The organism is Spirulina major PCC 6313 (genome assembly GCF_001890765.1).
Lineage (GTDB): Bacteria > Cyanobacteriota > Cyanobacteriia > Cyanobacteriales > Spirulinaceae > Spirulina > Spirulina major.
Window position 1 is genome coordinate 1,728,876 of record NZ_KV878783.1, and the last position, 13,882, is coordinate 1,742,757.

The window sequence follows — 13,882 nt, forward strand, 5'->3', positions numbered from 1 at the left end:
CAGAGCCTATCGAGGCCGGGCTGGAGCCGCCGCTGCAAGGGCTTGAGCCAATTGAAGGTGCAATTGGTGACTCGCTTTATACGCCACGATATGGGCACGGGGAAAAGGGCCCAATAAACTTAAGTCTCCCACTAAATCTAAAAGTTTATGACGTGCTGGCTCATTTGCAAATCGTAACGGGGGATTTAGCCAGCCGTCATGGTCACACACCAGGGCATTCTCAAGGCTGCCGCCTTGGATCAGGCCTTGGCGGCGCAAGTGGTCGATTTGATCGGCAAAGCCAAAGGTGCGAGCGGGGGCGATCGCCGTGGCAAAGTCCTCCTGATCCGGTTGCCAACTGTGCCACTGTTGCCCGATCGCCGCGTAGGGAAAATCAATGCCATAGGTAAATTTGATCTCAGGGGCAGGAATTGCGGTCACAAAAGCATCTTGGGCTTGGACGGTGATCGGATCGGGCAGATCCCACGGTGGGGGCACGGCGTGGTTGAGGGGTTGGCAACCGGCTTGGGCGATCGCCCTCACCCAGTCTTGAGCCGAACCATCGAGGAGCGGCAGTTCTGGCCCATCCACCTCAAGCCGCACATCGGTAATCCCCAACCCACTCAGGGCCGCGAGTAAATGCTCCACCGTCCGCACCGTCGCCCCATTTTGGCTTAACTCCGTGGAGAGCGTGGTGGCCCCCACTGCCGCCAGGGTGGCATCAATGCGCGGCTGGCCCGGCAAATCCACCCGGACAAAATAGCGGCCCTCCGGCTCTTCCACGGGGACAAGCTGCACCGTCGTTGAGTGGCCCAAATGAAGACCCACCCCCGTGCGCGTGGCCCGTTGTGTAAGGGTTACGCCGGAGCGTTGCCCCAGTCTTGCGGCAGGGCCTTGTCCCTGTGGCTGCTGCATAGTGTCTCTCCTGCGTCTACACCGCCCCCTTAGAACCGTTGACCAATGCCGAAGTGAATCCGGCTATCGCCTTGATCGTTGAGACCATAATCGATCCGAATCGGGCCGAGGGGGGATTGAATCCGTACCCCCACGCCATAGCCCAAGCCGTCACCGGGTTTTCCTCGCACCCCAGCCGGGTTACCCGGAACATTATCCCCTGTGCCTAAATCCGTACCATAGTCCACGAAAAAGGCTCCCCCCAGGAAGGATAAAATCGGGAATCGATATTCGGCGGTGGCTTGAATATAGGTGCGACCACTGCCCACGTCGCCTTCTTTGTAGCCGCGCACAGAGTTCGCACCGCCTAAACTAAAGGCTTCGTAAGGGGGAAGGTCGCCGATAATCGTGCCGCCTTGGAGGTTGAAGGCGAGGGCTTGGGGGGCTTCGGGGTCGTTGGTGAAGTTGAGCCAATCGACGGGGTAATAGGTGCTGTAGCTGGCGCGGAGGCGATTGAAGAGGATCGTTCCGGCTCCCACGGGGACGGTTTGCTCCATGCCGAGGCGGAGCAGGGAGCCTGCGGTGGGTTCGAGGAAGCTATTGCGGCGATCGCGCACGGCCCCCAAGCGCAGGGTGACGAGGGTATCTTGACCGTTGGGGGTGTGGGAGAGCAAATTCCCCAAACTATCGCGGGGGCTAATGTCGCCATCACTATCGCGCACGTCAATCCCTTGGTAGCTGAACCCAGCGGACACCGTCCATTCCGCACGGCTAAAGGGATCGGGGGAGAGGGGACGGTTGAAATCAATGCCGCCCCCGGTGCGAACAATGCGGGGGCGATCGCCATCCGGCAGGCGAATTTCGGGATCACCTTCATCAAAAATCAACGAAATCGACCGCCGCCGGAACATATTCACCGTATAGGAGGTGCGATAGGGGTCGCCCGCAATCCAGGGGTCTGTAAAACTCAGGTCAAACAACAGTTCCCGCGTTCCCACCTGAAGTTCTGCGCCGATCGTGTGATTATTGCCGCCGAGGTTTTGCTGTTGGTAGCTCGCTGTCCCGAAAAAGCCGCTGGCGGAACTGACCCCAGCCCCTGCCGCCAATGAGCCGGTATTACTTTCTTGCACATCTACATTCACCACCACCTTGGCCGGATCATCCGCTGGCTCAAAGGAGAGGCGCACATCTTCAAACAGACCTAAGCCAAACACCCGTTGGAGATCTTCTTGGGCCGTGGCCCGGTTGAAGACCCCACCTGATGCGAGTTTCATCTCGCGGGTGACGATGAAGTCACGGGTGCGCCCCTCGACAACTTCTTCCTCTTCATCAATGAAACGCACTTGAATCCGTTCGATTACCCCTTCGGCGAGGGTGAGGGTGACGCGACCATCGGGGCTAATTTGGGGATTACCTACCACTTGGGCGAGGTCATAGCCGTTTTCTTGGTACCACTCATTGATCCGAATGATGCCCAGTTGGAGGTCGCGCAGGTTGAGGACTTCGTTGTAGTCGTCGGCAAAGATGTCGTTGATTAAGGATGCCGGGATGACGCGATCGCTGTCATCAGCGGGCAAGGTTTGCACCACCACTTCACGCAGCACCGGGTTGACATCAACATTAAACGTCACCCGCACCCCCAAGGGGGTATCTTCGGGCTGTTGCGTCACATTGGCGAAGTAGCCCGTGGCGAAGATGGCGTTGACATCATCCTGGAGTTGGGTGCGCGTCGTGGTGAGACCCGGTTGGGTGTCGATGGTGTCGTACACCAGGTTTTCCAGTTCTGGCGTGAGGCCCGGCCCGGTGACGATCACTTCTGACACCAGCACTTGGGGTTCCGGGGCGGTGGGGGGTTCTTCCGGGGCGGGGCCTTCGAGGTTGAATTGGGCGAGTTCGAGGTCGGCGTGTTTGGTGAGATGACTGGGAAGCTCGATGTGTTCGCTGGGTTCGTAGGGGGGAATGGGCAGGGATTCGAGATCGGCGGCGGTGGGGCGTGGGGCGGTGGGGGCGGCGGCGATGGGGGAGGGATGCGCTGGGACTGGCGGGGGTGCGACGGGGGAAGCGATCGCCACGGGAGGCTGCGGCGTAGCGGGAATCATTTGCAAGGGTTCCGGCGTGACGCGAGCTTCGGGCACCGATGACTTTTGCACCACCTTGGGCTGCTGTTTATCGGGGGTGTCGGCGATCGCCTCTGACGGAACTGTTACCGCCGCAGACACGACCGATCTAGCCTGGGCATCCTCTGTTTCCGTAACAGGAGCGGTCACCGCCGGAGCCTCAACATTCCCCCAAGCCGGAGAGACCAACGACAACGTTGCAGAGGTTGCCAACAGCGTGAAAACAAAGGGAGATAAGCGCATATGAGTTTGATTGAGCACGTCCACACACCAACTAATAAACTAAATGAATAACTGAACTCGATGCATCACCGTTTTAACCCCTGTCCCTTAGGCCTCTGACAATGAGGTCACCGCCTGCAAGACTCGCGATCGCATGGTTTGATAGGCCCCTTCCACCTGACCGAGATCATGGCGAAAGCGGTCTTTATCCAGAATCCGTTTTTGAGGATCGGGTTCGGCCTTGTCCCAAAGGCGACAGGTATCAGGACTGATTTCATCAGCCAGGCGAATGTGACCGTGGGCATCAACACCGAACTCCAGTTTAAAATCAACCAACACAATGTCACATCGGTCGAAAAACGTCATCAGGTGTTGATTAATGCTCAGGGCATATTGTTGTAGTGCTGTGACTTGTTCTGGCGTTGCAAGTTCCAACAATCGGAGGCGATCGCCCGTTAACAGCGGATCACCGAGATCATCGTTCTTATAGTAGAACTCCACCAGGGGTTCTGGGATCGGTTGACCCACCGGTAACCCCGTTTCCCGCGCTAAACTGCCCGCCACAACGTTGCGCACCACCACTTCGAGGGGAATAATCGTTACCGATCGCACCCGCATCGAGGTGGGGTCAACGGTGCTGAGATAGTGGGTGGGGATGTTGTGGGTTTCGAGGTACTGCAATAAAGCCGCCGTAATCGTGCAGTTGACCTCACCCTTGCCGACAATCTGACCCCGTTTTTTGGCATTGAAGGCGGTGGCATCGTCCTTGAAGACACTGAGCAACACCTCCGGTTCATCCGTGGTGTAGAGGATTTTGGCTTTCCCTTCGTAGAGTTTTTCTGGCATGGATTGAGAGAGTAAAGAAGGATCAATACGCTGGGGTTAGGGGGTCACGGGGCCCCATGCTGAAGGCAGGGTGGGGTCGGATTGGGACTAAATCTCGGTGAGATCAAGACTGACTCATAATTTACCAGAGTCTTGGGAGTCTACTGCGATTAGTTCGAGGCGTTGCTGAAAACCACCGCGATCGCGCTGCCGTTGGGCTTTGATTTGGGCCAGGGTCTGGGGGTCAAGATCGTAGAAGGCGAGGAGGTGCTCGATCACTTCTTGTAGGTCGGCCAATTCCGTGAGTAGGTCGGCACGGGATGCGGCAGCGGCTTCGGCGGCTTCTTCTTGGAGTTTGGCCCGCAGCGCCTGATCATAGTCCGCCGACGACAGCACGCGGGTGATGCTGGTGCGACCGGCAGCGGTGATGATCTCAGGAATGCGATCGCGAATCAGTTTGGGCAGAGTTGAATCGATCATCGGGGTCAACGGTTAAGACTTCAGGGTTAGGGGGATTGGCCATCGTTCCGCCAGAATCGGGAAGGGCTACCGTATCCTAAGAAAGGGCGATCGCAGGGTTTGGCGATCGCCGTGCCTCAATGTTTCCCCGTGGCGATCGCTTCGGATTGGGTGACGCGGCTCCGGGTCAACGATGCGGACTGATTCGTCATCCCTGGGATTCAGGGGCGTTACCCCCCATCGCCAGGCATTGAGGCTCATTCTTGACGCTTCGCACCCATGACCCATTTCCCCACTGATATTCCGTCGTTCCTGGAACCGATTGTTGAGCAATTGTGGCAACCCAAAAACTGCCACACAGCCATACAACAGGCCCTCAATCGTCTCCATCAGGTCTGCCAGGTTCAGCGTTGTTTCCTGCTCCGTTCCCACTGCACCGGCGAATTTTTCCCCGTCCAACAGTCCGAAGCGACAATCCTGCCTGACCCCCACACAGCCGATCCCCTCGTGACCTACTACGCCTCTGCCCTGGGACGGGGTGAGATGATCTGCTGGTCGAAGCCTGATCCCCAGTGGCCGCCCCAGATCCAGTCCTACCTTGAAACCTGGACTATTCAAGCAGCCTGTTTAATGCCGTTGCGGTGGCGATCGCAGGATCTGGGGATTCTCAGCCTCCATGACGATCACCCCCGGCCGTGGCAGCGCGACGATCTCACCACCATTCACTGCATTGCCCACCACGGAGCGATCGCCCTCTACCGCGACACCCACCAGCCCCCCGACTGCCTCTATCCCCCCTCCCCTGAACCCCTCCTCCACCGCAGCCTCAGACTCCTCTGCCACAGCACGCCCCCCGTCCCCTTTGACACCCTCATCGCCCAGATTGGCCAATCCTTCAACGTCGATCGGGTCTGGCTCCTGATCGCCGTCGAGGATGAATTTTGGGTCAAGACCGAATGGTGCGCCCATGGCCAGATCCCCAAACAACAAGGGGCCAAAGTGCTGCAAGCCCACTTCCCCGCTGGCCGCCTCGACCCGACCCACTGGCCCACCGTCTCTTCGGTGCAAGGCGTTCCCCCCGCCACGCCCATCCCGGCTCCCACCTGCGTTTTAAATCTGCCCATCGGCGATCGCACCCAAATCTACGGCAGCCTGAGCCTGCACCAGTTTAAGCCCGTGCCCCCCCTAACCGCCGCAGCGGCGCAAACCCTCCGGGCGATCAGTGATGCGATCGCCCTGATCATCCTCCACGAGCAAACCCGCGAAACCTCCCGCCAACTCAGCCGCGAAAACCACCACAAAAGCGAACTGCTCTCCCTCATGAGCCACGAACTACGCACCCCATTAACGGGCATTTTGGGCTTTGCCAAGGCCCTCCTTGAACAAATCTACGGCCCCCTCAATGCCAAACAGCACCAATATCTCACTGCGATCGTGGAATCCGGCGACTACCTCCTCGCCCTGATTAATGACCTCCTCGATCTGTCCAAAATTGAGGCCAACCGCGAAGAACTGTATCTTGAACCCGTGGGGATTGCTGATCTCTGCCAAGGCGCGATCGCGATCGTCCAAGAACTCGCCCGGATCGCCAACCTCGATCTGCACCTCCACCTCGACCCCCATCTTCCCCCCTACATCGCCGACCCCCGCCGCCTCAAGCAAATCCTCGTGAACCTCCTCGCCAACGCGATCAAGTTCACCCCCCAAGGCTCCGTCACCCTCAGCGTCACCGTCTGCCCCCCGCACCTCTGCTTCGCCGTGCGCGACACCGGCATCGGCATCGCCGCCGCCGACCTCGACACCCTCTTTCAACCCTTCCGTCAACTCCACACCCCCTTCAACGCCACCCAAGCCGGTACGGGCCTCGGCCTCGCCCTCTCCCAAAAACTCGCCCACCTCCACCACGGCGATATCCAGGTCGAATCTACCCCCAACCAAGGAAGCTGCTTCACCCTCCGCCTTCCCCTTGATCAACCCTGAACGTTTTTCCGTACAATAATGAAGACCTGTAGATGCCTGTATGCTGGACTATGACTGAAGACGCAAAAGCCAACGCTTCCGCCCCCAAAGCCAAGAAAGCCAAACCTCCTGCCCCAGAAGACAAGCCCTTTACCGAATTCATGGAGCAAGAGTTTTTGCCGGCGTTGAAAACAGCCTTTAATGATGCAGGGCTAACGGATATGGAACTTGCCTTTGAGAAGAAACCCCTCAACCTGGCCGGGATCAGTGCCACGGATGACTATTGGCAAGTGGAAGGCCAGTGGCAACAGGGGGAACGCCAGTTTAATCTCTACTGCTTTGACGAAGACATTAAAGGGCAAAAGGGCTTCACCGCCACCACCTACGGCAGCAAGCCCAGCACCTTAGAATCGTTTATGATTGACGAGCGCAAAATTACCCGTGATTTGATGGTGCTGTATACCTTGCAGCGCATTAACAGCGAGAAGTGGCTTGGCCGCAACTAACGGCCCGCCGGGGTGAATCCCCCTGGGGAAACCGTCAGCCCCGCTAACTGTATTGAAGGAAACAAAGGAGGAGTGATGGGTGCAAGTGTCGCGGTGAGCGAGGCGAATTTTGCCGCTGAGGTGTTGGGGCCCTGTGCGGAAATGCCGATCATTGTGGATTTTTTTGCGACTTGGTGCGGGCCCTGTAAGGTGCTGAAGCCGACCTTGGAGCGGCTGGCGATGGAATATGGGGTGATGCTGGCGACGGTGGATATTGACCAAAACCCGGAGTTGGCCTCTCAGTATGGTGTGGAGGGGGTTCCGGATGTGCGGATTGCGACGGCGGGCCGGTTGCAGCCGGGGTTTGTGGGGGCGGTTCCGGAGGGTCAGATTCGGGAGATTCTGGCGCGGTATGAGTTGCGATCGGAGTTGGAAACGACGTTGGCGGCGGCCCAAGGGGCGATCGCAGCCCGTCAATTCCCTGAAGCCAAAGCCCTGTTTGATACGCTGTTTGAACGCTATCCCGATCATCCTGGCGTGACCCTCGAAGCGGCGCGGTTTCTCATTCTCCTCCAGCAGTTTGAAGATGCCGAACGCTTGTTAAACTCGATTCCGCCGGATCAAGCCGAGCATTACAAGCGGGCCCAAGGGGTGAAGAGTTTGATGCGCTTTCAACAATGGGCGGCGGATGATCCGAGTCAGGGCATTGGGGCGGCGGCCCAGGGTGTCTTGCAAGGGGAGTATGAAACCGCGTTGCAGCAGTTGTTAGCGATCGTGGAGGCGGGGACGCGGGAAAAAGACATCGCCCGCCAAGGGATGGTGGATGTGTTTGCGCTCCTCGGTAGTCAGCACCCCCTGACTCGTCAGTATCAACAGGCGTTGATGATGGCGTTGTATTGAGGCGGTGGCAGCGCGATCGCACCCCTTTGCCCTGGATTGATGGTGCTGTGTGCATGGGGCTGGGCTGCGATCGCGACCCCATTTCTCCGGTTCCGCATCGGTGGAGCCTGTGCCGCCATTCGCTCAATGCGGAGTCCCTATGTCAAAATATCAAAATATCTTTAATTCTGGGTCTTTGGCTGTTGTCCATGCCCTGATCTTCACGTCCTCTGAATGACCAAATCACCATGCTTTTAAAATCCACGACTCGCCATATTCGGATCTTCACGGCTGAAGTTCACAATAATGAGCTTGTGCCGAGCGAAACAGTCCTCGCCCTTGATATTGACCCCGATAAGGAATTTAACTGGACGGAGGAAACCCGCGAACAGGTGCGCCGTCGCTTTGATACCCTTGTGGAAGCTTACAATGGCGAGGAATTGAGTGAATATAACCTGCGGCGAATTGGCTCAGAGCTTGAGCATTACATCCGCGAACTGTTGCAGGCGGGTCAATTGAGCTACAACTTGCAGGGGCGTGTGCTCAACTACAGCATGGGCTTACCCCGTGTGGATACAGCACAGGGCAAGGGCAAATTTTATTAACCCCCCCGGCGATCGCCGGGAGGCCGGCGACGGCCAAGCTGCGGACGGGTCGCATCCAGACTGCACGGGCTTGCTCGTTTGAATGCGATCGCGGGTGAGCCGCCAAACCACAACTACACCGATGTTCTCGGTAGCCGATCGGGATTGATATGGACGGAGCAACAGGCCACCTTTACTGTGTAAATGGGGATTGTCAACAACCCAATCCTGCCCACAATCGCTTTTGTCAGGCGTGCCAAACGCCGTTAATGCGGCGCTATTTGTGGGCGATTGGGGAGCCGATCCCGATTTTTACGGTGGGGTCGGTGTTGGGCGATCGCTACCAAGCGATCACGCCCCGCATTGTCTTAGATCTCCATCCCTACCTGCCGCCCCAAATGCCGGAGGACAATATTCCCGGCCGGATGTTGCCCTATTTGAAGTTGATCGGGCAACAATTGCACCTCCCCCAGCTTTACGGGCAACTCACCGGCGAGCCGGAGGTGTGGCTGTTGGAGGTGGGGAACTTGCGCGATCCGGTGCATCCGGTGGGGGATCATCTTTTACCGCAGTTGCAAACCTGTTGGGCGCGGGCCAATGCCCTGCGGCAGGCTGCTTGGTTGTGGCAATTGGCGCGATTGTGGGACTCGTGCCAGGCCGAAGGGGTGGCGAGCACGTTGCTGACGGTGGATCTGTTGCAGGTGAATGGCCCGGTGGTGCGGTTGCGGGAATTGCAGTTTGATTCGGAGCCGGTGACGTTGGCGCAGTTGGGGCAACTGTGGGCAACCTGGGTGAGCTATGCGGCCACGCCCCTGCGGGATTTTTTACGATCGCTCTGTCAGCAATTACAAACGGGACAACTGGCCACGGCGGAGCAATTAGTCGAAACCCTGGATAAAGCCGTTGCCACCTTGGGCCAGGGGGGCGATCGCGCCTATCAAATTTTCGCCCAAACCGATGCGGGGCCGAGCCGCGACCACAACGAAGATGCCTGTTATCCGAACCAGTTAACCACGATTCAAAGCGGGGACAGCGAGACGCAGCCCCTGCTGATTGTTTGTGATGGCATTGGCGGCCATGAGGGGGGCGAGGTGGCCTCGGCGATCGCGATCGACACAATGCAAGACCATCTCCACACCGCCCTTGCCTCAAACCGCGATCGCCCCTGGGTAAATCACCTCCAAACCGCCCTAGAGCAAGCCATCTTGCAAGCCAATGACCAGATTTGCCAACGCAATGACGACGAAGAGCGCCACGAACGGCAACGGATGGGAACCACCTTGGTGAGTGTGATCACCCACGCTGCCCATCTCTACCTTGGCCATGTGGGGGATTCCCGGATCTATTGGATTACCCGTAGTGGGTGCTATCAGATCAGCCTCGATGATGATGTGGCGGCGCGGGAAGTGCGCTTAGGCTATGCCCTCTATCGGGATGCGGTATCATTTCCCGGCGGCGGGGCCTTGGTGCAGGCCTTGGGGATGGGGTCGCGCGATCGCCTCTACCCCACGGTGGATCGCCTGGTACTCGATGAAGACAGCCTCCTGCTCCTCTGTTCCGATGGCTTAAGCGACTACGATCGCGTCGAACAATATTGGCAAACGGAACTCCTCCCCGTCCTCCACCATCAACAGGAACTCCAAACCGCCGTCCAGCGCCTCGTTGCCCTCGCCAACCAAAAAAACGGCCACGATAACGTCACCGTCGGCCTGTTCCATTGCCAATTTCGACCCCATCCCCAGGGCAGCCCGATCCTCGCCCCCTTACCCGTTGATGTGGCTCCTGATCCCCTGTCCCAACCCACAGCCCTAAGCCGCCCCCGCCATGGGCCGCCCCTGATGGTGATCACCACCGTGACCGTGGCCCTGGTCGTGATGATTTTGGGCGGCCTCTCCTATTGGCTGTTTCCGGAACTGCGCCAGTGGACGGATCGCCTCACGGGGAACACCCCCGTTACCGCCGAATCCCCCCAAATCCCCCTCGATCAGTTGGAATTGGGGGTCGCCGCCGCCACCCTCCGCACCCTGGCCGTCCAACCCGACCCCCGCCCCGAAGCTGAAACCCTCGCCCTTTCCCCCCAAACCGTGATCATTGTCACCCGCCGTCAAGCCGCCCCCAATCAGCAGACCTGGCTTCAACTCCAACTCTGCAATCCGACGGTGAATCAACCGGCGGTGGTGTGGGTGGAGCGCGATCGCATTCAAGACACGTTGGTTGCCCCCCTCACGCCGCCGCCCCGGTGTGTTCCCGCCCCCGAAAACCTGATAGAGTGATTGTACTGACCCGTTCCGGAACTATGCGTCATGGTGATTGTCTGGACTTGAGCTTGGCTTTAGTCTGTCTAGAATCAGCCGGCCCCGAACATTTTGCCATTTGGGTAATTAAAGCTCCCTTTCCGGGGGGTTACGTTCACTATGACGGTAAGTGGTCGGTGGAACTGACCCAATGCTGGGTCGCTTGGCAGCAGATGTTTGCGTCCCATCCTCAGCCCCATCTGCCCGTGCTGCACGAACCGTTCAACATTAAAGATGCGTTCCAACTGTCGAATGCTGATGAGACCGTGCCCCAAAGCTATAGCGGTCGGTTGATGCAGGAACTAGGGGTGCAGTTGTGGCGGTGGCTGTTACAGGGGCCGGTGCGGAATACCTTTGCCCAAAGTTGGGGCATGGCCCAAGGCCAACGGGGGATTTTGCGGCTGCGGTTTGATATTCGTGATCCAAATTTGATCCCGCTGCCCTGGGAAGTGATGCAACCTGCGCCGGGAAAACCCGCGATCGCCCTCAATCAAAACATTCTTTTCAGCCGCACCACCAGCGATGTCGATCCCCTTAGTCTTGTCCCCACCCAAGATCAACTGCGGATTTTGTTGGTGTTGGGCCAGAGTAGTCATCCCCAAACGGGCGATCTCGAACCGTTGAACCTCCAGCAAGAAGCCGAACTCCTGGCCCAGGTGATTAATCCGACGGTGAAGGAGACGAGCCACGGGGACAACCGCAGCAGCGATCGCGTCGCCATTGAGATTAACACCCTGATCCAGCCCACCCCGGTGCAACTGATTCGCACCCTCGAATCCGGTCGCTACAATATTTTCTTCTATGCCGGCCATGGGATGCCGGGCCCCGATGGCGGGTTACTCTTTCTCCATCCCCAAGCCACGTTAAACGGTACGGAACTGGCTCAGGTCTTGGTGCGTACCCAGGTGACCCTGGCCCTGTTTAATGCCTGTTGGGGAGCCTACCCAGAACAGCAGGAGCAAACCGCGATCGCCCGCAGCAGTTTAGCCGAGGTGCTGATCCATCATGGTGTGCCGGCGGTGGTGGGAATGCGTGATGCGATCGCCGACCAAGAAGCCCTCACCTTTATTCAGCATTTCACCACCGCCCTCTCCAAACGCCTCACCGTAGACCATGCCATGGCGGTGGCGCGTCAACAACTCTTGACCTTATATAAATTCAACCAGCCCGCCTGGACATTGCCGATCCTTTATATGCACCCCGATTTTGATGGGGAACTGGTGAATCCGATCCCCGACGGCATCACCGAATTGCCCACCATCCTACCGGAGGGAGGCAAGCGGCAAGTGATGCCCCTGGCTATGGTGCGATCGGTTGTCGAGCGCGATCGCATCTGGTCGATCCAAGGCGGCCTAATGCGCGTCGGTCGCCGTCCCGATAATGATCTCGTCATTCAAGAACGGTGGGTCAGCCAAAACCACAGCGAAATCTTCTACCGCGACACCGCCACCCAAGCCACGGAAACCAACTATTTTCTCCGCGACTTTTCCCGCTTCGGCACCTTCATCGCCATTCCGAACCAAGACTGGATGCTGGTGCATCACCACGAAGTCCGCCTCATCCCCGGCACCAAGCTCAAATTTGGCAGCATCCAGGGACAAGAACTAGAATTTTGGATCGGCGATTAAGCCGAGTCCGGCCCCTGGGGAGAGTCTTGGGCCTGTTGATGGGCTTGGACAGCCTCGATCAGCGATCGCACCGCCGCCGTCCCCTCCGACGGCTCAAACATCAGCGGAAACTTACCCCGCGCCAACATCCGGAACCCCAGCGGCAACACACTCAGCAAGCCCTTCACATCCTGAAAATAATTCCCCACCACATAGATCCCAAACTTCCGCTCATCCACCCAGCCCCCTTCCTTAACCAAATCCACCAACACCTTCCGGTGGCGAATCGGGCGGCTACTGGTTTTGTCATGACGAGCTAACAGTTCATGCTTAATCTTGCTGATCTGATCCAGGGGAGCCACCTCCATCGGACAGACCGCATTGCATTGATAACAGCGCGTACAGCCCCAAACGCCATCCAAACTGTTATACTGCTCGATCCGGGCTTCAGTTTGGGTGTCGCGGGTATCCGTCACCAAGCGATTCGCCTTCGCCAGCGCATGGGGGCCTAAAAAGTCCGGATTAAACGCCTTACTATTACATTCAGAATAACAAGCCCCACAGAGAATACAATTCCCCATTTGATCCAGGCGCGATCGCTCCTCCGGCGTTTGCAAAAACTCCCGCTCCGGCACTGCCCGCCCCTGGGTACTCACATAGGGATCAACCGCTTCAAGATCATTCCAAAACTGCGCCATGTCCACCACCAAATCTCGCACCACCGGCAAATTTCCCAGCGGTGCGATCGTGATTTGAGGCGTTCCATCAGCCGCCTGGATGCCAAAACGATCCACCTCCTGACTCACATTCTCCTTACAGGCTAGGGTCGAACGTCCGTTAATTCGCATCGCACAACTGCCGCAAATGGTATTCCGACAATTCTTCCGAAACGTTAATGAACCATCCTGCTCCCATTTAATCCGATTCAAGCCGTCGAGAATGGTTTCGCCCGCTTCCACCTCTAGCCGATAACGGTGGGCATAGGGTGACCCCTGCGGTTGTTGGCGCAAAATATTGAAAGTGACTTGCATTGTTGACCGATTTTGTGATGAAAAAATGATGAAAGGAGCATCGCTCATCGCCTTCGTCCTTCTCCCCTGACCCAAGACGCTCTACTACCCTCAACCGCCCCAGAACCAAGGCCTCCAGCACCACCGATGCCTTCTAGCATGACTGATTAACGCCATCGTGCGAGCCATCCTCTCCCTTATCAGTTTAAGCGATACATTCCTCCCCCCTTACTGTTACATTAGAAATCTTTCTAAAGACCCTCGCGCCCGATCAACCGTGCTGGATTGACGCGATCCCCGCCATCTGTTGGCCGTAATATCATCGTTGCGAGTAACAGTCAACACCACACCACTAGGAACAATTTGCGCTGGCTCACCCCCTGACTTTGAAGCACAGTCAATATTAAGGTTTGGAGATAATTTAGTCATGGTCGTGATGATCGTGACCCACCGATTCAAGGCAACGTCTAAGGATGAGAATCTGAAGATCTGAAAAGAGTGCCAATCAAAATCAGTAAACGCCTTCGCCTCAGATGATTTTATTAGGCTTCTCACACCATTTTCCAAA

13 protein-coding genes are annotated in these 13,882 nt (G+C 57.6%); 7 read left to right on the forward strand and 6 right to left on the reverse strand.

Translation table 11 applies throughout. From position 1 onward, the window contains the following. Positions 1-6 precede the first annotated feature (6 nt). The 5 genes from lpxC to SPI6313_RS23405 form a co-directional block, all read right to left on the reverse strand. On the reverse strand, positions 7-894 hold the full coding sequence (lpxC, locus tag SPI6313_RS07445) for a UDP-3-O-acyl-N-acetylglucosamine deacetylase (protein WP_072620425.1): 888 nt from the start codon (positions 892-894) through the stop codon (positions 7-9). 29 nt (positions 895-923) lie between these two features. Continuing rightward, positions 924-3,233 (reverse strand): BamA/TamA family outer membrane protein, encoded by a 2,310-nt coding sequence (locus SPI6313_RS07450; protein ID WP_072620426.1) that lies wholly within the window; start codon positions 3,231-3,233, stop codon positions 924-926. An 87-nt stretch (positions 3,234-3,320) separates the two neighbouring features. Continuing rightward, positions 3,321-4,058, reverse strand: coding sequence for a phosphoribosylaminoimidazolesuccinocarboxamide synthase (gene purC / locus SPI6313_RS07455; RefSeq protein ID WP_072620427.1), 738 nt, complete (start codon positions 4,056-4,058; stop codon positions 3,321-3,323). A gap of 114 nt (positions 4,059-4,172) precedes the next feature. Beyond that, positions 4,173-4,517 (reverse strand): nucleoside triphosphate pyrophosphohydrolase, encoded by a 345-nt coding sequence (locus tag SPI6313_RS07460; RefSeq protein WP_072620428.1) that lies wholly within the window; start codon positions 4,515-4,517, stop codon positions 4,173-4,175. Positions 4,518-4,583: 66 nt separating this feature from the next. Beyond that, complete coding sequence (locus tag SPI6313_RS23405; RefSeq protein WP_175551092.1) at positions 4,584-4,757, reverse strand: hypothetical protein; 174 nt, start codon at positions 4,755-4,757, stop codon at positions 4,584-4,586. Positions 4,758-4,775: 18 nt separating this feature from the next. Between SPI6313_RS23405 and SPI6313_RS07465 the strand changes: the two genes are divergently transcribed. The 7 genes from SPI6313_RS07465 (at position 4,776) to SPI6313_RS07490 (ending at position 12,325) form a co-directional block, all read left to right on the forward strand. Next, positions 4,776-6,476 carry a GAF domain-containing sensor histidine kinase gene (locus SPI6313_RS07465; RefSeq protein ID WP_072620429.1) on the forward strand — a complete coding sequence of 567 codons (1,701 nt, stop codon included), beginning with the start codon at positions 4,776-4,778 and terminating at the stop codon, positions 6,474-6,476. 50 nt (positions 6,477-6,526) lie between these two features. Continuing rightward, complete coding sequence (locus tag SPI6313_RS07470) at positions 6,527-6,961, forward strand: DUF2996 domain-containing protein (protein WP_072620430.1); 435 nt, start codon at positions 6,527-6,529, stop codon at positions 6,959-6,961. A 75-nt stretch (positions 6,962-7,036) separates the two neighbouring features. Next, complete coding sequence (locus tag SPI6313_RS07475) at positions 7,037-7,840, forward strand: tetratricopeptide repeat protein (protein WP_072620431.1); 804 nt, start codon at positions 7,037-7,039, stop codon at positions 7,838-7,840. Positions 7,841-7,879: 39 nt separating this feature from the next. Beyond that, the gene (locus SPI6313_RS24720; RefSeq protein WP_281248371.1) at positions 7,880-8,005 is read left to right on the forward strand and encodes a hypothetical protein; all 126 of its coding nucleotides are present in this window, start codon (positions 7,880-7,882) and stop codon (positions 8,003-8,005) included. Positions 8,006-8,067: 62 nt separating this feature from the next. Next, positions 8,068-8,424 (forward strand): NAD(P)H-quinone oxidoreductase subunit M, encoded by a 357-nt coding sequence (gene ndhM / locus SPI6313_RS07480; RefSeq protein WP_072620432.1) that lies wholly within the window; start codon positions 8,068-8,070, stop codon positions 8,422-8,424. 149 nt (positions 8,425-8,573) lie between these two features. Beyond that, positions 8,574-10,676 carry a PP2C family protein-serine/threonine phosphatase gene (locus tag SPI6313_RS07485; RefSeq protein ID WP_072620433.1) on the forward strand — a complete coding sequence of 701 codons (2,103 nt, stop codon included), beginning with the start codon at positions 8,574-8,576 and terminating at the stop codon, positions 10,674-10,676. 23 nt (positions 10,677-10,699) lie between these two features. Next, a complete protein-coding gene (locus SPI6313_RS07490) occupies positions 10,700-12,325 on the forward strand; it encodes a CHAT domain-containing protein (RefSeq protein ID WP_072620434.1) in 1,626 nt (541 codons plus the stop codon). Here SPI6313_RS07490 and SPI6313_RS07495 read toward each other — a convergent pair. After that, positions 12,322-13,335 (reverse strand): succinate dehydrogenase/fumarate reductase iron-sulfur subunit, encoded by a 1,014-nt coding sequence (locus tag SPI6313_RS07495; RefSeq protein ID WP_072620435.1) that lies wholly within the window; start codon positions 13,333-13,335, stop codon positions 12,322-12,324. The two genes, SPI6313_RS07490 and SPI6313_RS07495, sit on opposite strands and share 4 nt — an antisense overlap. Positions 13,336-13,882 lie beyond the last annotated feature (547 nt).

Bases quoted from the DNA above. Each gene is read 5' to 3' on its own strand.
- SPI6313_RS07490 (WP_072620434.1), top strand. From the start codon at position 10,700: ATGCGTCATGGTGATTGTCTGGACTTGAGCTTGGCTTTAGTCTGTCTA.
- SPI6313_RS23405 (WP_175551092.1), bottom strand. From the start codon at position 4,757: ATGAGCCTCAATGCCTGGCGATGGGGGGTAACGCCCCTGAATCCCAGG.
- SPI6313_RS07485 (WP_072620433.1), top strand. From the start codon at position 8,574: ATGGACGGAGCAACAGGCCACCTTTACTGTGTAAATGGGGATTGTCAA.
- SPI6313_RS24720 (WP_281248371.1), top strand. From the start codon at position 7,880: ATGGTGCTGTGTGCATGGGGCTGGGCTGCGATCGCGACCCCATTTCTC.
- purC (WP_072620427.1), bottom strand. From the start codon at position 4,058: ATGCCAGAAAAACTCTACGAAGGGAAAGCCAAAATCCTCTACACCACG.
- lpxC (WP_072620425.1), bottom strand. From the start codon at position 894: ATGCAGCAGCCACAGGGACAAGGCCCTGCCGCAAGACTGGGGCAACGC.
- ndhM (WP_072620432.1), top strand. From the start codon at position 8,068: ATGCTTTTAAAATCCACGACTCGCCATATTCGGATCTTCACGGCTGAA.
- SPI6313_RS07465 (WP_072620429.1), top strand. From the start codon at position 4,776: ATGACCCATTTCCCCACTGATATTCCGTCGTTCCTGGAACCGATTGTT.
- SPI6313_RS07475 (WP_072620431.1), top strand. From the start codon at position 7,037: ATGGGTGCAAGTGTCGCGGTGAGCGAGGCGAATTTTGCCGCTGAGGTG.
- SPI6313_RS07495 (WP_072620435.1), bottom strand. From the start codon at position 13,335: ATGCAAGTCACTTTCAATATTTTGCGCCAACAACCGCAGGGGTCACCC.
- SPI6313_RS07470 (WP_072620430.1), top strand. From the start codon at position 6,527: ATGACTGAAGACGCAAAAGCCAACGCTTCCGCCCCCAAAGCCAAGAAA.
- SPI6313_RS07460 (WP_072620428.1), bottom strand. From the start codon at position 4,517: ATGATCGATTCAACTCTGCCCAAACTGATTCGCGATCGCATTCCTGAG.
- SPI6313_RS07450 (WP_072620426.1), bottom strand. From the start codon at position 3,233: ATGCGCTTATCTCCCTTTGTTTTCACGCTGTTGGCAACCTCTGCAACG.